22 protein-coding genes are annotated in these 21,351 nt (G+C 71.1%); 13 read left to right on the plus strand and 9 right to left on the minus strand.

Features of this window, described 5'->3' with window-relative positions:
• Position 1: 1 nt before the first annotated feature.
• Together ABZW14_RS17620 and ABZW14_RS17625 are read right to left on the minus strand one after the other, a co-directional pair.
• Entirely contained in the window at positions 2 to 1,069 is a 1,068-nt protein-coding gene (locus ABZW14_RS17620) for a serine/threonine-protein kinase (protein ID WP_355347086.1), read from the minus strand.
• A 179-nt stretch (positions 1,070 to 1,248) separates the two neighbouring features.
• The gene (locus ABZW14_RS17625) at positions 1,249 to 3,156 is read right to left on the minus strand and encodes an N-6 DNA methylase (protein ID WP_355347089.1); all 1,908 of its coding nucleotides are present in this window, start codon (positions 3,154 to 3,156) and stop codon (positions 1,249 to 1,251) included.
• Positions 3,157 to 3,255: 99 nt separating this feature from the next.
• Between ABZW14_RS17625 and ABZW14_RS17630 the strand changes: the two genes are divergently transcribed.
• From ABZW14_RS17630 to ABZW14_RS17670, 9 genes are all read left to right on the plus strand, one after another.
• Positions 3,256 to 3,789 carry a DUF4352 domain-containing protein gene (locus ABZW14_RS17630; protein ID WP_355347091.1) on the plus strand — a complete coding sequence of 178 codons (534 nt, stop codon included), beginning with the start codon at positions 3,256 to 3,258 and terminating at the stop codon, positions 3,787 to 3,789.
• Between the two features lie 82 nt (positions 3,790 to 3,871).
• Positions 3,872 to 4,768, plus strand: a complete 897-nt coding sequence (locus ABZW14_RS17635; protein ID WP_355347094.1) for a hypothetical protein — start codon at positions 3,872 to 3,874, stop codon at positions 4,766 to 4,768.
• Between the two features lie 110 nt (positions 4,769 to 4,878).
• The gene (locus ABZW14_RS17640; RefSeq protein WP_355347097.1) at positions 4,879 to 5,697 is read left to right on the plus strand and encodes an RNase H family protein; all 819 of its coding nucleotides are present in this window, start codon (positions 4,879 to 4,881) and stop codon (positions 5,695 to 5,697) included.
• 431 nt (positions 5,698 to 6,128) lie between these two features.
• Entirely contained in the window at positions 6,129 to 8,618 is a 2,490-nt protein-coding gene (locus ABZW14_RS17645; RefSeq protein WP_355347100.1) for an AAA family ATPase, read from the plus strand.
• Positions 8,615 to 9,019 (plus strand): hypothetical protein, encoded by a 405-nt coding sequence (locus ABZW14_RS17650; protein ID WP_355347103.1) that lies wholly within the window; start codon positions 8,615 to 8,617, stop codon positions 9,017 to 9,019. The genes ABZW14_RS17645 and ABZW14_RS17650 overlap by 4 nt, the downstream gene beginning before the upstream one ends.
• Complete coding sequence (locus ABZW14_RS17655) at positions 9,016 to 9,456, plus strand: DUF4190 domain-containing protein (protein ID WP_355347106.1); 441 nt, start codon at positions 9,016 to 9,018, stop codon at positions 9,454 to 9,456. The genes ABZW14_RS17650 and ABZW14_RS17655 overlap by 4 nt, the downstream gene beginning before the upstream one ends.
• A gap of 76 nt (positions 9,457 to 9,532) precedes the next feature.
• Positions 9,533 to 10,051: a hypothetical protein gene (locus ABZW14_RS17660; RefSeq protein WP_355347109.1), complete on the plus strand. Its 519-nt coding sequence runs from the start codon at positions 9,533 to 9,535 to the stop codon at positions 10,049 to 10,051.
• Entirely contained in the window at positions 10,035 to 10,568 is a 534-nt protein-coding gene (locus ABZW14_RS17665; RefSeq protein WP_355347112.1) for a hypothetical protein, read from the plus strand. Before ABZW14_RS17660 ends, ABZW14_RS17665 begins: the two co-directional genes overlap by 17 nt.
• Before the next feature lie 21 nt (positions 10,569 to 10,589).
• A complete protein-coding gene (locus ABZW14_RS17670) occupies positions 10,590 to 10,940 on the plus strand; it encodes a hypothetical protein (protein WP_355347115.1) in 351 nt (116 codons plus the stop codon).
• A gap of 564 nt (positions 10,941 to 11,504) precedes the next feature.
• On the opposite strand, the gene ABZW14_RS17675 is transcribed toward ABZW14_RS17670, so the two are convergent.
• The gene (locus ABZW14_RS17675; RefSeq protein ID WP_355347118.1) at positions 11,505 to 11,918 is read right to left on the minus strand and encodes a DUF2267 domain-containing protein; all 414 of its coding nucleotides are present in this window, start codon (positions 11,916 to 11,918) and stop codon (positions 11,505 to 11,507) included.
• 430 nt (positions 11,919 to 12,348) lie between these two features.
• On the opposite strand from ABZW14_RS17675, the gene ABZW14_RS17680 reads away from it, so the two are divergent.
• Genes ABZW14_RS17680 through ABZW14_RS17690 form a run of 3 tightly spaced genes read left to right on the plus strand, consistent with a single transcriptional unit; the run spans position 12,349 to position 15,431 of the window.
• Entirely contained in the window at positions 12,349 to 13,740 is a 1,392-nt protein-coding gene (locus ABZW14_RS17680; RefSeq protein WP_355347120.1) for a hypothetical protein, read from the plus strand.
• Positions 13,740 to 14,111: a hypothetical protein gene (locus tag ABZW14_RS17685; RefSeq protein ID WP_355347123.1), complete on the plus strand. Its 372-nt coding sequence runs from the start codon at positions 13,740 to 13,742 to the stop codon at positions 14,109 to 14,111. Before ABZW14_RS17680 ends, ABZW14_RS17685 begins: the two co-directional genes overlap by 1 nt.
• A 24-nt stretch (positions 14,112 to 14,135) precedes the next feature.
• Positions 14,136 to 15,431: a hypothetical protein gene (locus tag ABZW14_RS17690; RefSeq protein ID WP_355347126.1), complete on the plus strand. Its 1,296-nt coding sequence runs from the start codon at positions 14,136 to 14,138 to the stop codon at positions 15,429 to 15,431.
• An 83-nt stretch (positions 15,432 to 15,514) separates the two neighbouring features.
• Here ABZW14_RS17690 and ABZW14_RS17695 read toward each other — a convergent pair whose 3' ends face one another.
• Together ABZW14_RS17695 and ABZW14_RS17700 are read right to left on the minus strand one after the other, a co-directional pair.
• Positions 15,515 to 16,249 carry a low temperature requirement protein A gene (locus tag ABZW14_RS17695; RefSeq protein WP_355347129.1) on the minus strand — a complete coding sequence of 245 codons (735 nt, stop codon included), beginning with the start codon at positions 16,247 to 16,249 and terminating at the stop codon, positions 15,515 to 15,517.
• 276 nt (positions 16,250 to 16,525) lie between these two features.
• Positions 16,526 to 17,334, minus strand: a protein-coding gene (locus ABZW14_RS17700; protein WP_355347132.1) for an IS5 family transposase whose coding sequence is annotated in 2 segments (ribosomal slippage) — positions 16,526 to 16,996 and positions 16,999 to 17,334 — 807 coding nt in all. Because the reading frame shifts where the segments join, the coding sequence is not laid out codon by codon here.
• 182 nt (positions 17,335 to 17,516) lie between these two features.
• Between ABZW14_RS17700 and ABZW14_RS17705 the strand changes: the two genes are divergently transcribed.
• A complete protein-coding gene (locus tag ABZW14_RS17705; protein WP_355347135.1) occupies positions 17,517 to 18,980 on the plus strand; it encodes an RNA-guided endonuclease TnpB family protein in 1,464 nt (487 codons plus the stop codon).
• Between the two features lie 105 nt (positions 18,981 to 19,085).
• Here the strand turns inward: ABZW14_RS17705 and ABZW14_RS17710 are convergent, their stop codons facing one another.
• The 4 genes from ABZW14_RS17710 to ABZW14_RS17725 all read right to left on the minus strand — a co-directional run bounded on the left by ABZW14_RS17710 (position 19,086) and on the right by ABZW14_RS17725 (position 21,179).
• Positions 19,086 to 19,469: a hypothetical protein gene (locus ABZW14_RS17710; protein WP_355347138.1), complete on the minus strand. Its 384-nt coding sequence runs from the start codon at positions 19,467 to 19,469 to the stop codon at positions 19,086 to 19,088.
• Positions 19,466 to 19,651 carry a hypothetical protein gene (locus ABZW14_RS17715; protein ID WP_355347141.1) on the minus strand — a complete coding sequence of 62 codons (186 nt, stop codon included), beginning with the start codon at positions 19,649 to 19,651 and terminating at the stop codon, positions 19,466 to 19,468. The genes ABZW14_RS17710 and ABZW14_RS17715 overlap by 4 nt, the downstream gene beginning before the upstream one ends.
• 915 nt (positions 19,652 to 20,566) lie before the next feature.
• The gene (locus ABZW14_RS17720; RefSeq protein ID WP_355347144.1) at positions 20,567 to 20,923 is read right to left on the minus strand and encodes a hypothetical protein; all 357 of its coding nucleotides are present in this window, start codon (positions 20,921 to 20,923) and stop codon (positions 20,567 to 20,569) included.
• A gap of 85 nt (positions 20,924 to 21,008) precedes the next feature.
• Positions 21,009 to 21,179 (minus strand): hypothetical protein, encoded by a 171-nt coding sequence (locus ABZW14_RS17725; RefSeq protein WP_355347147.1) that lies wholly within the window; start codon positions 21,177 to 21,179, stop codon positions 21,009 to 21,011.
• Between the last annotated feature and the right edge of the window lie 172 nt (positions 21,180 to 21,351).

Here is a 21,351-nt window from a genome sequence, read left to right on the forward strand (position 1 = left end):
CCTACAGGGTCGAGCGGCGAGCGTACTGGCGGCGCATCTTGTCGACCAGCCAACTGACATCGACAGGCGGATTGGCGGCCCCCACGGGTTCGACCTTCGTGGGCGTCGTCTCCGGCGCCTCCACGGTGCTCTGCTCCTCGACGACGGGCAGATCCTCGGGCTCTTCTTTTGGATCTTCGAGGCCCTGCGGAACAAGCAGCTCCGTGTCTCCGTCGTAGGTGAGCGCGGCGACCTCTTGCCGCAGCTCGAGGGCCGTCCTGCCGCTGGTTGCCGTGGCGACCTCCAGCAGCCGCGTGCGGACGGTGTCCAGCCCGGGACGGGCGGTCGGGTCGAACGCCAGCATCGCGCCGAGCAACGGCGCCAGCTCAGCCGGCACACCGGAAAGGTCAGGCAGGTCGGTTGGCTCGGTGATCCGCAGCAGCAGGTTCCAGGAGTTCGTCGGCGGGTAGAGGCCATGCCCGGTGAGCGCGAAGACGAGTGTTGCGGCAAGGCCGTAGATGTCGACGGCGGGAGTCAACTCCCGCTCGCCCCGGACCTGTTCGGGAGACATGTAGGCGGGCGTGCCGACAAGGGCTCCGGCTTCGGTCAGGAAGTGCTCACGGTCGACCAGCACCGCCAGACCGAAGTCAATGAGCTTCGGGCCGTCCGGGCCGAGGATGATGTTCTGCGGCTTGAGGTCGCGGTGCAGGAGCCCGACCTGGTGCACCTTGGCCAAGCCGTCGGCGAGCATCGCACCGGCCATCGCGGCGTGCTGCAGCGCGAGGCGGCCACGGGCGTCGACGTGCTGGCGCAGCGTGGCGCCGGGGACGTACTCGACAGCGAGCCAGGCCGGGTTCGCGAAGGGGTCGGCGTCCTCGAGGCGAGCCACCCGCGAGCCGAAGACCAGCTTGAGGCTGTCGACCTCCGCAGCGAACCGATCCCGAACCGTCGGCTCCTCAACGAGGTGCTGCTTGATCACCTTGAGCGCGACACGGTCCGCGGTCGGCGACACGGCGAAGAACACGTCGCCCATGCCGCCCGACCCGAGCGGTCGGACTAACTCATAGCCGCCGATGTTACCCAGCGTCATTCGTCCCCCTCACGATGACACTCGCCCCGTGCTGCTCCGTCATGTCGGCCCCACGCCTGACGGACGCATGACCGTACAACGTTGGATGATCACGCTGCTAGTGCCCCTTTGGCGCATTGTGCTGGCCTGATGGCCGGGAGTCACGTGTTTCGATCCGGCCTGAACCCTGAAGCCGGCACTCATCGCGCACGATGCTCAGGGCGCAGACCACCATTGGCCAAACCGTCTGCCGTGAGCTGGACCAACTCCGCACCGAGCGCTGCCGCCTGTCGGATTGCCGACTCAAAGGCGTCGAGTCGCTGGAACGCCTCCCCGTGCACGCGCTGCTCGTCCAGCGGCAGCCGCCGCACCTGTGCCCGCCGGATGTCAAAGCGCAGCGTCCCGGACAGGCTCGACGCCTGCTTTTCGTTCGCCGACGTCCGCAGCTGCCCGGCGAGGAACCACGAGTCCAGCGCCGCCGGATTGGGCCGCAGCAGGTAGAGGTTCCGCCCCAGCAGTGCCCCCACAGTCGTCACCACCCGGGCGGTGAGCTGCCGCGCGATCATCGGCACCACCACGTCCCCGACCGCGAGCGGGATCTCCTGATCAAGCCGCCCGTCGTCCCGACCGGAGGGGCCTTCGCTGCTCAGGACGTCCTGCACGGTCAACACCGACGGCCCGCCCATTGACGGCTCACCACCCTCGGATGACGAGGCACGGATCGGGCCGAGCAGTTGCAGTGCGCCGGCGCGAGCCAGCTCCCCTACCGACAGGAACTCCCCGTCCAGACCCTCGGGCGCCGGCGTCACCTGCGGCATCAGCCCTGGCAGGTCACCGACTATGGCAGCGAGCCGCTCTCTGGTGCGTACCAGATGCTCCCCCGTCGCCTCGCCTCCGACTGCAGGCTGGCGGCGCGCGGGGGTGAGGTCGACCTCTTCATCGAGCAGCTCAATGACCGGGACGGCCCGGGCGAAGCCGGCTTCCTCGACATCGGCGTCCGGTGCGGCGGTGAACGCCCGCCAGGTGTCGAGGATTCGCCCGTAGTCGCCAGCGGCGGCGTCGACCAGTAGCGTCCGTGCGGGTGGCGGGGCGTCGAGCGTGGGCCGCCGCAACACCCACAGGTGCAGGGGTACGCCGTGCGGCGCGGCTACCCCCGGCGGGAGCGCGATGACGGCCCGCAGGGCGCCGCGGCGCAGCAGCTCGGCGCGGATGCGCCGGCCGGCGCGGCGGCTGGCGACGGTGGGTGGCATCAGCAGGACCGCGTGGCCGCCGGCGCGCAGGTGGGCGAGGGCGTGCTGGGCCCAGGCCAGCTCCGGTTCGGTACGCGGGGTGGTGCCGACGATCCAGCGGGGGTCGTGGCCGAGTTCCTCGTCTCCCCAGTTGGTGGCCCCGAACGGCGGGTGGCAGACGACGGCGTCGAAGGTGCGTCCGGCGAATGCGTCGGCGCGCAGCGAGTCGCCGGTGCAGACCTCCCCTGCCACGTCGCGCAGGGCGAGCCACAGCCCGGCGAGCCGAGCGAGGTCCTCGTCGATCTCCTGCCCGTACGCCGAGGTGCAGCCAGCGCGGACGGCGGCGCGCAGCGTGGCGCCGGAGCCGGCGGCCGGGTCGAGGACGGAGCCGCCACCGACGCCGGCGAGCCCGGCCATCAGGTCGGCCAGGTCGTCCGGGGTGGCGAACGGGCGGCCGGGTCCGGGGGCGGAGAACCGTTGCCACAGGGCGTCGAAGGCGCCCTGTGGTCCGAGTTCGTCGGCGAGGGCGTCGATGTCGGGCAGTAGCGGCTTGAGCTGCGGCTCAGCTGATCGACCGGGGCGTTGACCGCGTTGCCGGGCAAGCAGCAGCGCGCCGACGGCGGCGAGGCCGGCGGCGGGTGACTGGCTGGCTGCGGCGAGGTGCCGCCACAGCCGGTCGGCGCTGGCCAGTTCGGGCAGTTTCCCCTGGGCGTGGAGCCACTGTTCGACCTGCCCCAAGTCGAACTCGGGGCTGGCCGCGGTGCCGCCTACCGGGGCGGGGAAGTCGGCGTGTCGTTTGCGCCAGTTGCTGACTGCGGCCCGACCGACACCGGCGAGCCGGGCGATCTCCGCTGCGGTGATGGTCGGTGTCTCCTGCACGTTCGGAGTGTGTCACACCTGTCAAGCATCATAGTTGTTGACAGCGTTCACAGATGATGCTCTCATTGACGCCGTCACGTTCATAGCAGGAGGAAAACGATGCGCAAGGCCACCACTCTCGCTCTGCTCGCCACCGGTCTCGTCGCCCTGGGCTGCGGCGCCGGCTCCACCGACGACGCCACCAACAGGGAGGCCGACGCCGGCGGCGCCAAGGGCGACGACAAGCCCGCCAAGGTCGCGAAGATCGGCCAGCCGGCCCGGGACGGCAAGTTCGAGTTCACGGTCAAGTCGTCCAAGTGCGGCGTCGCCAAGATCGGCACCGACATGCTCGGCGCTAAGGCGCAGGGCCAGTTCTGCCTGGTCACGGTCAACGTCAAGAACATCGGCAAGGAGTCGCAGATGTTCGACGGCAGCAGCCAGAAGGCGTACGCCGCCAACGGCACCGAGTACTCCGCCGACGGCGGGGCCGCCATCTACGCCAACAAGAACGCCGAGACGTTCCTCAACGACATCAACCCCGGCAACCAGGTCACCGGCGTGGTCGTCTTCGACATCCCCAAGAACGTCAAGCTCGCCAAGCTCGAGCTGCACGACTCGCCGTTCTCCGGCGGCGTGACCGTCTCCCTCACCTGATCAGCCGCTCAACCCGGGGCGGGTGCTACCGCCCGCCCCGCCCATCTCCTGTCCCCCGCCACTGTTCACAGAGGAGACCGTCATGTCCGACCCGACCCAGCCCTTGCCGCACAATGGCCCGGCCGACCAGGATGCGGTACCGCCGGGGCCCGTGCCCACGCCGACGGGTGCCGCCACTCCACCGCTCGCCAGCCCGGCCACTCCCGCCAAGCCCTCCACCGCCCGCGCCCTGGTGATCGGTGGCGCCGCGCTCGCCATCGCCCTTTGCTGCGGCGGCACCGTGATCAACGCGCTCGGCAGCGACGACGATGCCAAGGCGACATCCATCGCCGCCACCTCGGCCAGCCCGAGCAGCGCGGCACCGACGACCGTGGCGCCCACGACCGCAGCACCGACGACTGTCGCCCCGACGTCGGCCGCCCCGGCCACGACGGAACCAGCGCCGACCACGGCACCGCCCACTCCCAAGCCGAAGGTGATCAAGGGACGTGGCGACGACGTGGTGCGGATCCGCGAACTGACGGAGCTGTCCGTCGTGAAGTTCACCTGCAAGTGCAACAGCAACACCGTGCTGAAGAGCGACGGCGACGGCCTGCTCGTCAACGAGATCGGTTCGTACAGCGGCAAGCGCTGGATCAACCTGGAAGACGGCTCGCTGACCACGCAGTTCGAGATCGAGGCGACCGGATCATGGACGCTGACGATCGGGACCGTCGACCAACTGGCCACCGCGTTCCCGAGCGGGAAGGCGTCCGGCAAGGGTGACGACGTGCTGGTGCTTGGTGGCACCGCCGCCGCCTTCAAGATCACCCACCGGAAGGGCACCTCCAACTTCGCCGTCCACGCCTACTCGCTCGAGACCGGCGAGGGTGGCCTGCTGGTGAACGAGATCGGTGCGTACTCCGGCACCCGCCCGCTGTCCGCGCCGGCGCTCGTCCAGATCACCGCCGACGGCTACTGGACGATCACGCCCGCCTAACCCGTACACGACACCACCTCCACACCGAGGACCGCCGCAGCCGACGTCTTGACAACCGTGCGGCCGGCACCGCCTACCCCTTCGCTGGCTACGAGACGTCAGGAGGCGTCGTGCGTCCCGATGAGTTCCTCCGCGCCCTGCACCTGCTCCCCACTCCCCTGCACGCCCGTGCCCTCCCCCTGCGCCGCTACGTCCACCGCACCGCCTGCGCGGACTGCCAGCGGATCGGCGACGCGGTCACCCTCGCGCTCACCGCGGCGAACTACGACGAGCTCGACTCGGCCGGCCAACTCCTCGACGCCGCCGAGCGGCTCGCCGCCGCGCACGGCACGGCCTGCCGGCGCCAGCCGGACCAGCAGCGCGGTCGCGGCCGGGTCACGCGCTGGGCGGCAGCCTCCGCACCGGTCGTTGCCGCGACCGACGCCAGCTGGAAGGGCCGCGTCGGCGGCATCGCGTACGTGGTCAGCGACGGCCACTACGGCCTGCGTGGCCGAGGCACGGGCCGGCTCGACCCGACCGGGGCGTCGCGGGTGCTGATCAACGAGCTGCGGGCGGTGGACTTCCTGCTCTCGGCGTACGAGGAGGCGCCGGCGGGGATGACGGTGCTGCTGGACAGCACGGTGGCGCTGCGCTGGCTGCGCCGGTGGCAGGCCGGTGAGGTTTCGGCGATGCCGGCCGGCTACAGCCTGCGCCAGCGCCGGTGGGCCGACCGGCCGACGCTGGTCCGGCTCGCCGATCAGGTGAGTCATCGGCCGGACCTGTCTTTCCAGCATGTGAAGGGGCACAGCGGGCACGCCCTCAACGAGGCCGCCGACGGCCTGTCGCACATGGCCCGCCGCCGGATCGCGGAGACCTTCGACGTTCGTCCACGGGCGCATGCCCTGGTCGACGCTTTCCTGCACGACTGGCACGCGGCTCTCCCCCACTGACCCGGCCCGCCGGCCGGTTGGCCGGGCACGCCGGCTGACGCCGTTACCGATAGACCGCCAAACCGCAGCAACTTCCCACCACCCCATCGGGCGGGTCGACGAGTCATCGGCCCGCGGACACCACGCGCCTGGAGGAGAAGACGATGACCTCTGCACAACCGTTCTGGGCCGGTCCGGGAATGTGCCCGCGCCAGCCGGTCGGACTGCCGGCCGCCGCATCGACGGTCGGATCGACGGCTCGCGCGGTGATCGCCAGGCCGCCCCCGGCCTGCTCACGCGACCAGCCGCCCCCCACTGTCCTGTTGCACTACCGGCCTGACCGCCGATCACTTCACAGAGGGCAACCGCACAGCGTCGTCGCACCACCACCGCCAGCGAACCGGCCCGAGCCGGAGCCATCCGCCTTCCATGCCCTCCCCGGAGGTTGCCTGATGAACCACACCGAACCCCTGGTCGAGCTGATCTTCGACCGGCTCGCCGCCGACCGCGTACCCGATGACACCGCCGAGGTGGTCCTCGCCGCGTTGAGCGGCGAGGCCGACCTGGACGCGGCGCTCGCCGGCGCGCCGGCCGCGCTGGAGCCGCAGCGCACCGCGGCGGACGAGCCGCGGGAGCGGATCTGGCTGTCGTCGGTCACCGTCGCCGGGTTCCGCGGCGTCGGCCCGGAGCGCACCCTCGCCATCGAGCCCGGCCCGGGGTTGACCGTGGTGGTGGGCCGGAACGGCTCCGGCAAGTCCAGCTTCGCCGAGGCCGTGGAGTTGGCCCTGACCGGGGACAGCGCGCGCTGGACGGACCGCAACAGCGTGTGGCGTACCGGGTGGCGGAACCTGCACGCCGGCGATCCGTGCCGAATCGCCGTTGAGCTGCGGGTCGACGGGGTGGCCACGCCCACCCGGGTGGTCCGTTCCTGGGCGCCGGAGGCGGAGCTGGGCGACGCCGAGGTGACGGTCACGAGCGCAGGCGGCACCCACCGGGACCTTGCCGAGCTGGGGTTGGCCCGGCCGTTGGAGCTGTACCGGCCGTTCCTCACCGCCGCCGAGCTGGGCCGGCTCACCGCCGGCACGCAGAGCCAGCTCTTCGACGCCATCTCCGCGATCCTCGGCCTGGAGGCGATCAGCGACGCGGACCGCCGCCTGATGGCCGCCGCGCGCCCCGCCGACACCGCCATCAAGGAGGTACGCGGACAGCGCACCGCCCTGACCGACACCCTCGCGGGGATCGACGACGACCGGGCCCGGCGGGCCGCGGCGCTGCTTCGCACTCGGGGCGCCGTCGACCTGGCGGCACTGACCGCGATCCTCGACGAGCCGGAGGACCCGGCCGTCGACGAGGCGGTGCTGCTCTGCCGGCAGCTGGTGGCGATGGGGGTGCCTGACGCCGACGAGGTGACCCGCCTGGCGGGGCAGCTGCGGGAGGCCGCCTCGGAGGCGCGCCGGCACGACGGCGGCCGGTCGCGGGCGTCGCTGCGCACCGCCGAGCTGCTCCGGCTGGCCGTCGAGCAGCACGACGAGCAGGGTGATGGGCTGTGCCCGGTCTGCGCGACCGGCCGCCTCGACGACGGCTGGCGGATCAGCGCGGCCGAGTCCCTGGCAGAGCTGCGCGACCGCACCCTCGCCGCCCAGTCCGCCGCTTCCCGGCTGACCGCGCTGCTGCAGCGGGCGCACTACCTGATCGACGACCTGGACGTGCCCGGTGATGGCGCCGACGGGGCGCCGGTCGGCGACCTGCACGCGGCGGTGACCGCGCTACGGCTGACACCAGGCGGGCCGGAGGAGCTGGCCGACCACCTGACCGCCCGGTACCCGGCGGTGCTCGCGGCCGCGCAGGCCGCGCAGGAGTACGCGAAGGGTCTGCTCCGCCAGCGCGACACCGGCTGGCAGGCGGTGGCCGGCGAGCTGCGGGCCTGGATCGCGTCGGCCGGGACGCTGCCGGAGCGCGAACGCGCCCTCGCGCGGGTGAAGGCGGCGCGGGCGTGGCTGAAGGCGACCGGGGCACAGCTGCGCAACCAGCGGGTGGCGCCGTTCGCGGAGCACTCGCAGCGGATCTGGGCGCAGCTGCGGCAGGAGAGCAACGTCGAGCTGGGCGCGATGACCCTGGCGGGCATGAACACCCGGCGGCGGGTCGTGATCCCGGTCAGCGTGGACGGCGCCGACAACGGCACCGCCCTCGGGGTGATGAGCCAGGGCGAGATGCACGCCCTCGGGCTGGCCACGTTCCTGCCGCGCGGCTGCGCGCCGGAGAGCCCGTTCCGGTTCATCGTGGTCGACGACCCGGTGCAGAGCATGGACCCGGCCAAGGTGGACGGGCTGGCCAGGGTGCTCGCCGAACTGGCCGAGCAGCGGCAGGTGGTGGTCTTCACCCACGACACCCGACTGCCCGACGCCCTCGCCCGCCTCGACCTCGGCCGGTCCCGCATCGTGGCGGTGACCCGCGCGGAACGGTCGGTGGTGACCCTGCGGCCCGGCTCCGACCCGGTGACCCGCTACCTGGACGACGCGTACGCGCTGGCCCGCACCGAGGAGATCGCCTCCGAGGTGCGCGGGCCGGTGGTGGCGGAGCTGTGCCGCTCGGCGATCGAGGCGGCCTGCCACCAGCTCGTGTGGCGGCGACGAGTGGCCCGGGGTGTGCCGCACGCCGACATCGAGGCGGCCGTCGTGGCCGCGTCCCGCAGGCTGACCACCACCGTCGCGCTGGCGCTGTTCGACGACGCCGACCGCGGCGGCGACGTCCTCGGGTACCTGAGTCGCCGGCACGGGTCGCGGGCGGTGGGCGCGTACAAGGCGTGCAAGGAGGGCGTGCACGGGGCGTACCTGTTCGACCTGCCCGAACTGGTCTCCGACGCACGCCACCTCGCAGACGCGCTGCGGACCCACGCCGCTGCCGTGCCCGCGCCCCGCGACGGCGCGGAGGTGCGGTCGTGACCGCGCCGACGCCCCGGGCCTGCCTGGCGGCGGCCGACCAGATGCTGCGCGGCGCCGGCCCGCTCGGCGCCGCCGCGGTGACCGCCGGCTGGTGGCCGCGGGCGTGCGCCTGCCTGATCCGGCTCGCCCTCGAAGGCGGCATCGACGCCTACTGGCGGCGCACCCGCCCGGTGATCGCCGCCTGCCGGCAGGGCCGGGCGAAGCAGCTGATGCTGCGCGGCCGGTTCGGGCCCGGCCCCGCCGTGGCCCGGCGGGTCGCCTTCACCTGGGCGGCCCTGTCGGCCGCCGCCCACCACCACTGCTACGAGCTGGCGCCGACGGCCGCCGAGCTGCGGCGCCTGCACACCGAGGTGAGCGTCCTGCTCACCCACCTCGACGGAAGAACGGAACCGCGCCGATGACCTACCCGCAGCCCGGCCTCGACCCCACCCGCTCGCGGCCGCCGCTGCCGGCCGTCGTGGGGCCGTATCCCCCGGTGTCCGCGCCAACCGGCGCGTACGCGCCGCTCCCGGCCATGCCCTACCAGGGCGGCGGCTACCCGCCGGGCATCCAGCGGCTCACCGTCCAGCCCGTCCTGACGTCGGGCATGGCGACGGCGTCGCTGGTGCTCGGGATCCTCGGCGTGCTCGGCGGCTGGTGCCTCTTCGGGCTGCCCTGCGTCCTGGCCGTCATCCTCGGCCACCTGGCCCTGCGCCAGACCCGCGACGGCATGCGGTCGGGGCACGGCATGGCGGTCCCCGGCCTCGTCCTGGGCTACGTCTTCGTCGGCCCGATGATCCTGCTCACCGCCATGGTGTTCTTCGGCAGCGTCCTGAGCGCCGCCGCCCCGACGCCCTGAACAACAGGTGTGACACGCAGCCGCCACCGCGGCCCGGAAACAGGCGCCCACGAGGCCGCCGGAAAGACAGGAACGCATGTCCCAGAAGAACCGCCTCCACGCCGTGCCCGACCGACCCCTCGAACTGTCCCGGCGCGACGACGGCTTCGTCGTCACAGCCCGCTGGCACACCGACACCGGATCGGACGAAATCAACGGACCAGACGAGGTCGTCATCCGCATCGCCGACGACGCAACCCACGAGGCACGTCAGCACGGCATCACCTCCGCGGTCCTGCACCGCATGGGCCGACAGGTCGACGACATGGTGGCGGAGTTCCACGACATGCCCAGCGTCGGCGCCTACCAGGTGATGGTGGGCCGCTACATCGAGAGCCGGCTCGCCGAACTCGCCCAGGCCCGCGGCGCGACCGCGGACGGGTTCGAGGCCGACCTGCTCGCGGTCTACGACGACCTGGCCGGCCGCCGGCACGCCGACCCGCTCGGTGCCCTCGCCACCGCAACCGGCCGGACCCGCGCAGCCCTCGGCCGCCTGCTCGACGCGGCTCGTCAGCGCAACGACCAGGAGGGACCCTCACGTGAGCGCCTCGCATAACGCCCCGGTGACATCCTCGGGGCAGGGCCGTCTGTGGTCGGAGGTCTTCCGCCGCAGCCGCATCTCACCCCACGTGTTCGTCGTCGCCGACGCCGCGGCGGACCAGGTCAACCGGGTGGTGGCCGGCCTCGGCCTGCCGCAGGCCACCTCGAACAGCCTGTTCGACAACGCTCACTGGGCGACCCCGCTGCTCGACGGCGCCGTGACGCGGCTGCTCACCTACGGTCTGCCCGCGCCGCCCAGCGGCACCCGGGTGTACGGGCACCGGCCGCTGCGACTGCTCTGCCACCTCATGGACCTGCGGCCACCAGCTCGCGCGCTGACCGGCGAGCGGAACGTGCCGAACATCGACCAGTTGCTGGCCGACCTCGACTGGCAGCGGCAGGCCGAACACCAGGCGCTGCTCGCCCAGGCGCGCACGGCGATGGCCAACGACTCCCAGGAGGTCCGGGCAGCGGTCCGGGTGTTCTTCGGAGACGAGGCGGCTGACGCGGCCGCCGTCGAGATGACCGGATAGCTGCCCCGCCCCAACGAGGTGGTGGCGGATCGGTCCTCGCAGGCGGTGCGGCACACCGGGGTCGCGTCGAAGTCACCCCTGTCGTCGGCGCGACCACGACCAACTGTCGACATGTACCTAGGGCATTCCGACGACATCGCGACGGCGATCCGCACGCGACACCTGCAGACAACGATCGCTCGCGCCCTGTGCTACGGCGTGGACACGCCCGCCGCGGATGTCGCCAATGCCTTGACGGACGCCGGCTTCGACTTCGCGCCCGTCACGCGGGACGGGGAGATCTGCGGCTATGCCGACCGCGCGGACCTGGTCGACCAGCCCGGTAGTCTTGTGCGCCTCGGATCACCCGGCGGTCCTTCTGCTCCCGGATGAACTCATCTCAACGACACCGGCGGCCCGATCATCGGCGGTGCCTCCCTTTGGGTGGTCGGCAAGGGCAAGGACGACGCCCCACAAGCGCGCCGCGTGGGAGTTTGTGAAGTTCCTGTCCGACAAGGGAACTCGCTGGCGACCTGGCACACCACGACCGGGTACCTGATCAGCAAAGGCGTGGACACCGACAGGGACAAGCAGTGAGTGACCCAGCGGCCGCAGTCCAGACCGCCAGCACCCAGGTGCAGAACACCCCGCTGAGAAAGGCCACCCAGGGCTGCCTGCTGGTCGCCTTGCCGCAGGTCCGCAAGCCGTCGAGCAGGCCATGCAGGCACCGGTGCTCAGCGGCACCGAACCCCGGGGGCGGCACCGGAGCAGCAGCAGCCGCTGGCCGACCCGATCAAGGACTACAAGCAGTCCGTGGCCGGCTGACCGCTGGAGTCCGGACCCATCGTCGGCCCGTTCCCAACGCTGGCGACGCGACGGGCCGACGCGCCGGCCGGCCGGCTGCCTCACCAGGCAACCGGTCGGCCAGCGCCCCTGCTCCTGCCTCGACTGTGCCTGCTACGAGCCGAGACGCCGCCCGCCACCGGCACCCACCGGTTCGATCGCCTGCCGGAACTCCTTCGGAAGCTGAGCCACCGCGTTCTCGAACTCGTCGCGGGTGACAGCCTCACGGAGCGTCGTGAGCACCGGGCCGACCCCGGCATCGGCGAGCGCACGGTCCACGTCCGGGCGATCCGCCACCCGCTGCACGAAATCGTCGAACCCGAGCGACGCCTTGACCTGGTCCTGTCTGAGCGGCTTGCGCAGGCAGTCGTCAAGCCCGCCGGGAAGCTGATAGGCAAGGTCCTCAGCCTGACCGGCGCTGATCCGATCTGCCAATGCCTCCAACGTCGCGCGGGTGACTGTCGCCGCCTGATCGGTGGACACCTTTGCCCGCGTGGCCACTGCATTGATGAAGTCCTGGTACTCCAACTGAATCTCCTCCCCACCGAATCCGGTCGAACCGCGAGTTACGGAACTCTGAGATCATTCGCGCCCAGGTTCGCTTCGGTGTGCCCTGCTGACAAGCCTCCTGCAACGGCGGGTGACCCTGCCTCATCCGGATCGGGCGACCAACGTGACGTGCTACCGCACCATCCTCGGCATTCCGACCGAACGGGAACGGGCGGGCGAGCTGCTGACGAAGCGCCAGCACGGAGGGCGAGCGGGGAGATATTCGGCCTGGAATCGTTCCGCGCCATATTGGTCGAGCGTGTCGGTGGTGCGCTGGTCCAGATTGTGACCGACCCACGGTCGGGTGTCGCGATTCCGCCAGTGCCGTTGAGGTTCCCGACCCAGCGAGGAACATGACTTCAGTGGTTTAGGCGTCTCTTTGGGGGCGCGCGACGCTCGAGGAGCGGTGATGGTCGGTACAGCGGTACGCGCGCGGACCCTGCAGCGCAGGTTGGAACAGCTGGTCGACGTCACGTGGCCATCGTCTCCGTTGCCGGAGACGGCACGGGCGGTCTATCTGAAGGCTGCGGCGTCCTCGGACTGGCCTGGGTTGATCGCCCTCGCCAAACAACAGCGTCGCGACGCCCGCTCGGCGTTGGGGCCGATCACCAGGCTGCAGGAGAAGGTTCGCGGCACGCATAGGGACATCGCAACGCACGCTGACGACCTGCTCGCCGGTTGGGTGCGGCCGGATCGTCGAGCCGACTGGCCGCAGGTCAGGGCCCAGCTGGTGGCGACGCTAAAGCCGCAGACCGGATCGGCCAAGGCTGAAGCGCTGGCGGACGACTTCGGGGCGACCACCGCCCGGGCGGTCAAGTCCAGGATGGAGAAGCCTGTCGCGGACCTCGACGAGTTCTTGGCCAACTCCGCCGAACAGTGGCGAGCTGCACTAGTCGGCGCCAGGCTTGCCGAGGCGATCGCGGCGCTTAACACTCGCCGGCCCCGGCCACTCGTACCGGGTCCCTTCGGAGACGATATCGTCAGCCCGCTCACTGCCGAGCTCAACGACCGCTTGACGCAGCTTTGCGACACGATCGGTTCCGGCGACCGGGACGCTATCCGTACGAACGCCCGCTCTCTGGCGGACTGGGCACGCGGCACAACACTAGACGACACAGTGCGACGAGCCGTGGATCTCAGTGTTGCGCGCCGCGACGTCGCCTCGCGGTGGACGCTGGGACCGGCGGCGCAGGCGGCCGGTGAACTCATCCGCAGTTTGATCTTGGCGCAGGCGATCGGCCTCACCGTCGAGGGGGCCGCGCTACTCGGCGGAGACAATCTCGACCGCTGGCGAGCGGCGAGCGCACTGCCGTTGCCGAACGAACTCGGCCCCGGCCAGGACGTCACCCTCGCCCAGCTGAAGTCCAACCCGGCGACGTTCGACGGCCACGATGTCGTCGTATCAGGTGTCGTCGGGCAGGTAACGATCAAGCACGTACGCGGCAAAGTCTTGTCCACAGCTTCCCTCCTCGACGAGGACGGCCTCTCGCTGACGGTCGGCATCGAACACATCAAGCTCGACTCCGGCGGACTCGACGAGTGCGCCTACGCAACGGTCGCCGGCCGCTACGTTGCAGACGATCCCGTGTTCAACCACACGCCGATCCTGCGCGTCGGCCGACACAGCTACGAGGACGAAGGCGAGCACTCATTCCTGGCCGCCGCAACCCATCTGACCCGATGGGTGGTGACGCCCGTGCCACACGGACTGCGTTACGCCAGCTCGTGGGAGCGGGGACTGTCCGGTGCCAACAACCAGCTGCGGTACGGAACCTGGCTGCCGTTCGAACGGAGGCTGTGATGGGCGAGGAACTCACGCCTGGAGCCTGCAAGGAAGAAATCAAGGCACTCGAGGACAGCCGAAAGGCCCTCGAACAGGCCAAGTTGGCGTTCGACAGCGCGAAGCACAACATGCAGGCCGGCGGCATCTCCACCGGGGCGGCGGGCGCCGGAGCTCTCGCCTGCACTCTTGCCACCGCGGGAGTCGGGACTGTTGTGTGCCTGGGCGGCGCCGGGTTGGCCATGATTGGAGGTCTGCTGTGGACTCAAAGCGCCGGTGAGGGCCTGATCCTGGCCCAGGAGCAGGCCGAGGGCGCCATTGCCGCAGCCGAGAAGGCCATCACCGCAGCGTGCAAGTGCTTCTCCGAGCACACCGTCTCGACGCCGGACTGACCGGCTACCGCCAGGAGCACTGCCGTGGCTCAATTCTCGTTTCTCGTCAACGCCCGTCCCTCGACCTTGAGCCGAGAATTTCTGAACGGCATGTACGCGGGCGGGATCCTATTCCCGCCCGACCGCGCGGCGGCCGCCACAGTGGCGGCTTTGGCCGGGCCATTGCGCCGCAGGTTCGTGCTCGCCGACAACGGAGCCTACGACACGATCGGCAAAATCGCGGCATCACTGCCCCCCAGCGCGGACAACGCCGCAAGGGTCAAAGCCGTGCGGACGGCAGCGGGTGCCGTCGACCCGAACTCACAGCTGGCCGAACAGTTGGCCGTACGCCCCGACGCCGTCATCGGCCCGGAAGACATCACCCTGGCCTGTTGGCTCCGCGCCGGCGTCGGGGAAACCGACCTGGTTCAGCGACGGAGCGAACTGCGTCGCCGAAACCGTTCCGTCGCACGTCGCGGATTGACCATGCAGGCAGCGCACCCAGAGCTGACCGTCTACACAGTGCCGTCCGCACACGACTATGACAGCGCCTTCGACGCTGGGCAGGCACTGGGCGACACAGGCGTCCGCGCTGTCGCGATGGGCTTCGGCGCCTTCATGGCCGACGACTCGTGGACCACACGGATCAAGTACGGCGGCCGGTGGCTCCCTTTGCCCCAGGCACTCCCGATGCGCTACCTGCGGACCGCCCTGGTCGTCCGAGGCTTCTTCGACGGATGGGCCGCGGGCGGATCCGCCGCGCCGGATCGGTTCCACTTCCTCGGACTGGGCGCGCCCGTCATGTTGCCCCTTTCCGCGTACGCCGCCCGGTCGGTCCGAAGCGTCACCTACGATGCGACCAGCCCGATCAAGGACGCGGCTCAGGGCACGCTGTACGTCTCCGAGCCGGCGAAGCTCAAGGTGCGCACGTGGAACGTGCTTGAGCGAATGGTCCTCGATCCAGCGCATCGGTGGAACTGTCCCTGCCAATTCTGCCGAGCGTTCTGCCTAAACCATCCGTTCGATGAGGCGCGCATTCAGATGCTCGCGAGCCGGAGCCGCCCGCTCACAGCTGCGGATCTACGTGTCGGTCGAGTCGCCGCCCAGGCCGTCCCGTTGTTCGCAGTCGGACCTGGGCCTCTGGGGCGCGCCGCCGAGCAGGCGCGCGCTGGCCACAATCACTGGACTGTCGGGCTGACGCTGCGACGGCTATCTGCTGCCGTCGACCTGCGGGCCGCAGCAGCTGCCGATGTCGCCGCCTACGTCGCCAACGCGGGAGCCGCCCACTTCGGGCAGTCGGTGGCAATGGCCTGGGACCTCGTGAGCGCGGGCAACGCTTGAACTGCGGGACATCGCCCACGCAATCGCCAGTAAGGAGCCGCACTGCAAGCCACCATCGATCTTGCCTCTGCGCGGTCGTCGCGTTAGCCCGTGGACGCGCCGAGCGCGATGATGACGAACTGCCGGTACCGCTCGGCCACCCGCTCGCCGACCAGCCGCCACCCCTGCGGCTGCGACCGCCCGAGCTTTGGCAGCGGCCAGCCGAGCGAGGCGGCGACGTACTCCATGGCGACGGTCGCCGCCCAGAGCAGCAGGCGGGTGGGGCCGGCCAGCGCGCCGCCGATCCAGCCGACGGCGGCGAAGGTGTACCAGAACAAGACCCGGCCGCTGCGGAGCGGCTCGGCCGCGGTCGGCCGGAGCAGGAGGTAGTAGATGGTCGAGCCGAGGTGGATCGCCGAGTAGGTGATCGCGAAGAGCAGGCCGCGCCCGTCGTACGCCTCAGGTGCCGCGGCCGCCAGCAGCAGGCTGCCAGCCGCCACCCCGATGAACTGCACCTGAACCGCGGGTCGCATCAGGTCCAGCGTGTCGGCGGCCCACGTGGTCACCGCCCAAACCAGGGTGAACGCGAGCAGCAGGACCAGCGTCTCCCCGGCGCCGGTCCAGCTCACCTCGTCGGCGAGCGTCTTGACCAGGGATATCATCGCGAAGACGTACGCCAGGTCGAAGAAGAGTTCCAGGAACGCCGGGCGGGCGGAGTCCCGTGGGTCGGAGCCGCCGCGTCGGCGCCGCCTTCGGTCACCATCGACGTCCTCCGGACCTCCGCGCCGTCCTCGCCTAATCACACCGTACGGGCGCCGGCCCGGCCGCAGGCTCGCCATCGACGCATTCCCCGCTGCCGCGCTCTTTCGGTCGTGCCGGCCCCGTGAGCGTTGGCGCCGGCCTCGGCGCCGCGCGGGCCCGGCCGGATAACCGAACGCGTTTCCGGTCCCCGTTTCCTTCCCGTGCGCTGTGGCGAGCAATGATCGGTAGCGCCGGCGTGATGTGCCGGCCGGACCACCGCGCCCGGGCGACGATCCCCGGCGCGATGAGCCCGGCGGCCCTCCGGGGACCCGCACGTCGGCGACGGCCTACGGCGTGTTTCATAAGGGGGTGTCTCAGTTGGTGATCTTTGCGAGTCGGCGGTGGCAGATGAGGATGGCAGCGAGGTCGGCGAAGGCTTGAAAATGCTCGGCTTTGCGTTCGTAGCGACGAGCGAGGCGGCGGTTGTTGGTGAACCAGGACAGGCACGACTCGACGATCCACCGGTGCCGGCCAAGACGCTGGGAGGACTCGACGCCTTTACGGGCGATCCGCACGACGATGCCCCGGCGGCGGACCTCGGCGCGGATCGCCTTGTGGTCGTAGGCCTTGTCCGCGTGCAGCTTGCCCGGACGGCGGCGGGGCCGGCCGCGACGGCCTCGCACCGGCGTGAAGGCATCCAACAACGGGAACAGCAACTGCGCGTCCGGGGTGTTCGCGGCTGAGATCAGCACCTGCAGCGGAACGCCCCGCCGGTCACACAAGACGTGGATCTTCGAGCCTGGTTTGCCGCGGTCGACCGGGTTTGGCCCGGTCAGATCCCCCTTTTCAAAGCCCGGACACTGATCGAGTCGATCATGGCTCTGGACCAGTCGATCCCACCGGCCACGTTCAACCGGTGCAGCAGCTCGTGATGGATCTGTTCCCACAATCCGTACCGGGTCCACTCGGTGAACCGGCGGTGCACCGTCGGCCGGGACACCCCGAACAATGCAGCGGGCAGCTTCCGCCACGAGCAACCGGCCTGCACCATGTACGCGATCGCCGCCAGGACAGCCCGGTCGTCAGCCCGGCGCTTCCCACCGCCCTGAGGCCGTTTCGCGGCAACCGGAATCAACGGCTGCGCAACCACCCACAAGTCCTCCGGCGCCCAGGTCTGGATCATGTCCCCGACAACATCCGCCACGAATAGAAGATCATGCCCGAGGCCGCAACCTCACCAACTGAGACACCCCCTAAGTGAGCGGCTGGTGTTGGGTGTTGTCAGCCCTTGTTGTGGGTCAGCTGGTGGGTTTGTGGGTCTGTGCAAGTGGGTTGTTTGTCGGTGGTGGGTGGCATGGTGCTGTCGTGGCCCGTTTCACCACGTTCCGGTTCTGTCTGGACCCGACGGTCGAGCAGGAGATTGTGTTGCGTCGGCATGCGGGTGCGGCCCGGTTCGGCTACAACCAGTGCCTGCGGTTGGTCAAGGATGCGTTGGACGGTAAGCGTGGTGGGAGGGTCGGTAAGGTGCCGTGGTCGGGCTTCGACTTGATCAATGCGTTCAACGGGTGGAAACGGTCGGGTGACGCGGGCCGGGTGATGGTCGCCGCGGGTGACGGGACCGTCACGGTGCAGGTGACTGGTCTGGTATGGCGGGGCGAGATCTGTCAGCAGGTCTTTGAGGAAGCCGCGGTCGATCTCGGCCGCGGCCTGTGCGCGTACACGGCGTCGCGCACCGGGCAGCGGCGGGGCCGGCGGGTCGGTTTTCCGAGGTTCAAGTCCAAGAAACGCGCGCCGTTGTCGTTTCGCATCCGCAGCAGGACCTCCGCTGCGGGCCGGGCGGGTATCCGGGTGGGTGAGCAGGCGCCGCGTACCGTGACCCTGCCCGGCATCGGTGCCCTGGCGGTGCGGCAGGACACCCGCCGGCTGCGGCGGATGCTGGCCAAGGGGCGGGCGAAGGTCGTGTCCGCGACGGTCAGCCACCGGGCCGGCCGGTGGGCGGTGTCACTGACCTGCGAAGCCGCCGACCTGCACGAGGCCCGCCGCCACCGGCCGAACACCGGCGCCGCCGGGTGGGTGGGCGTCGACCGGGGCCTGTCGACGTTCGTCGCCGCCGCGCGCGCCGACGGCACGCCCGTCCTGCGGGTCGACGGCTGGCCACGACCCGCCCGAGCCGCGCTGGCGCGCCAGCGCCGCCTGTCCCGCAAGATCACCCGCAAACAGCGCGGCTCCCACAACCGCGCCAAGGCCGCAGCCCGGCTGGGCCGCCACCACGCCCGGGTCGCCGCGACCCGGCGCCGTTTCCTGCACCAGGTCTCCCGCCAGCTGGTCAATACCCACGACCGGCTCGCCATCGAGACCCTCACCATCACCGGCATGCTCGGCAACCGGCGCCTGGCCTCCGCGGTCGCCGACGCCGCATGGGGCGAACTGGCCCGCCAACTGGCCTACAAGCAGCAGTGGCGCGGCGGCCAACTGGCCCTGGTCGACCGCTGGTACCCGTCGACCAAAACCTGTTCCGCATGCCGGAGCGTGGCCCCCACGATGCCCCTGCACCAGCGCACCTTCACCTGCCAGGCATGCGGATACCAGGCCGACCGGGACCACAACGCCGCAGTCAACCTCGCCGTCTGGGCCGAGCAGCACCACGCCCAGACCCGGGACCTCCCCGCAAGGGGCCCGGTCACCAACGCCGGCCGAGGGGAAGGCTCTGGCCCACGCACACGCGCGGGCGAAACCAGCCCCGATGACGCAGGAACCGCACCCACCCCACCCAGGGCCAGGCGCGGACGCCCGAGAAGGGCGCTGTCTCACAACTCCACACAGTTATGAAACAGGCCGTAGATCAGGGCTGTTTGGGCCAGGCCAGCCAGACGGCTCGTGTAGAGCGAAGCGCCCGCACCCAGGCCAGGGTGCAGGCGCTTCGTCGTAGGCGTGTCAGAAGACGATGATCGGGCCGCCGCCAGCGAGGCCGGCGTACAGGCCGGGCTGCCCGGTGAGCACGTAGCCGTCGTTGTCGACCGCGGCGAGCAGCGCGGCCGCCGCGTCGAGCCGGCCCACGGTGTCGTAGACGACCGCCAGGGCCCGCCAGTTGGACGGGTCGACGTCGAGGACCGTGGCGGCCGGGTGGTTGACAAGCAGATCCAGCCGATCGCCGTCGGCGGCCGCCCTGGATGCCTCAGCGAGGCACATCACGGGCAGCCCGAACAGGCACTCCTCGTCCGCGATTTCGGCGATCACCTCGCCCACGTGAATCGACTCGCGGCAGAACGCGAGGATCGCGGAGGCGTCGAGGACGATCCGGACGGGCCGGTCGGTCACGCGGCGCGGGCGGGCAGGCCGAGCTGGGCGCGCAGCTCGGCGTCCAGCTCCGGGGTCCACCGCCGCTTGGCCTCGCTGAGCCGCTCCCGGGCGCGGGCCTTGCCCTCCGGGGTGACGACGATGCCGGCGGCGGCGAGGACGTCCTCGCTGCGGGCACCGCTGTCGGGGCTGCTGTTGGCCATGTCCGCAGGATACCCCCTGGTAGGGGCGGGAGTCACCAGCAACGCTGCGGCCGGGGCCGTGGCCGCTGGTGCTGCTGGGGCAGGTGGGGCGTGGCGCGGGCTCCATACCCTCGGCCTGTGCCGCTGAGGAAACGCCGCCCGACGGTGGGGTGCCGCGCAACGGCGGCGTGCAGCCGGACGACGTAGCCGTTGAGGAAGCCACGCAGTGTGGCACCATCCATTCGGCTCGATAACCGAACGGCGTTTCGGCCACTGCCATACGGGCATCGGCCCGCGCGGGCCAGCCGACCGGCCGACCACGACCGCCCGCCCTCACTCCTCGGCCCGGGATAGCGGGCGCGCACCAGATCGATCAGACCTGGGTCGAGTTGCCGGATGACCCAAACGACGGGCGAGCCGTGCAGCCGTCGAGCGCGTACACCGAGCGCATGGGACACCTCATACTCGTCCGCGCCGGTACAGCTCGACAGGTCCCTCGTCCGACATGTCGGTCTGGTGGCTGCTTCGGCTGCCGCATGCCTGCCTGGTGGTGACACCGGTCACCTCCGCTGTCTGGCCATTGGCGGCCGCGCATCGCGGGCGGCAGGGTCAGGGCCGGCGTCGTCGCGCCAGCTCAACCGTCCCAGCAGGTCAGGAGCATTTGTTGCCCGCCCACCGGCGTCCCCGCCCACCCCGTTCGGCCGCGCTGCCCGTCGCGACCGGAGCCCTCGCCGCCCTGCTGGTCGGCGGAGCGGGTCTCGGCTTCGCGCTGATCGGAGACGCCGAGGCTGATCCTGGCAGCGCCGCACAGGTGCGGGCCGCCGGAGCGCCGGACCAGCGGCCGGCACCGGCCACCCCCACGCCAGATCTCCCGACGACGCCCAGCGCCGACGCCGTCTCCGGTCCGTCTCCCACCGACATCCCGCCGCCGACTGATCAGGTGGCCCGGACGGAGTCGCCGCGGCAGCCGACCGCCACCCCGCCGACTCCACGCCCGGCGACTCCACGTCCGGCGGCCGGCGCACCGAAGCCGACCGCCACAAGCTCGGCAACCAGGCCACCGACTACGAGCCCGACGGTCCCGCCGACGCCCGGATCGACCGGTGCCCCCTCATCGCCCCCGACCACCGCTACGCCCAGCCCGTCCGGCACCCCCACCCCGTCCCCGTCCGCCCCTGGCCCGACCCCGTCGAGCGGCACTCCGGGGCCGAGCAGCCCGGCTCCCAGCGGCTCCGCGTCCACCGACCCGGCGTCGCCGTCGGCAAGCCCCACAGGTACGACGACACCGGTCATCTCCTGACGGTCGCCGCCGTAGCCAGGCCAGAGGCCGTGTGCTCGTGAGGTAGTCCGGCCTTGACGTCACGGCGTCCGGCTGGCATCAGGCGCCGAACCGACGGGGCGAGAGGGTGCGAGAGGCCAGTCGTCCCCAGATCTCGTCGTTCTCGTTCAGCGCGTCCTGGGTCCAGTTCTGGGAGCCGGTGTCGACGCGGTTCTGGTAGGCGCTGCCGTACCGGTGCCGCGGTCCGCCGCACCCGCGATCGCCTGACATCGAGACACGGCTTGACGCAAGGAACCGCGGCGAGACGGGGAGACGGATCGCCCCGACCGCCGCCAGCACGCGCCGCCATAACCGTACTTGCGGAGCCGAACACTGATGAGGGCAGCGGCCACGCGGCGTGGGTGAGTGGGATCAACTGGGACGTCAAGCGGATGCGTGCGCC

Source organism: Micromonospora sp. NPDC004551 (genome assembly GCF_040609975.1).
Classification (GTDB): domain Bacteria; phylum Actinomycetota; class Actinomycetes; order Mycobacteriales; family Micromonosporaceae; genus Micromonospora.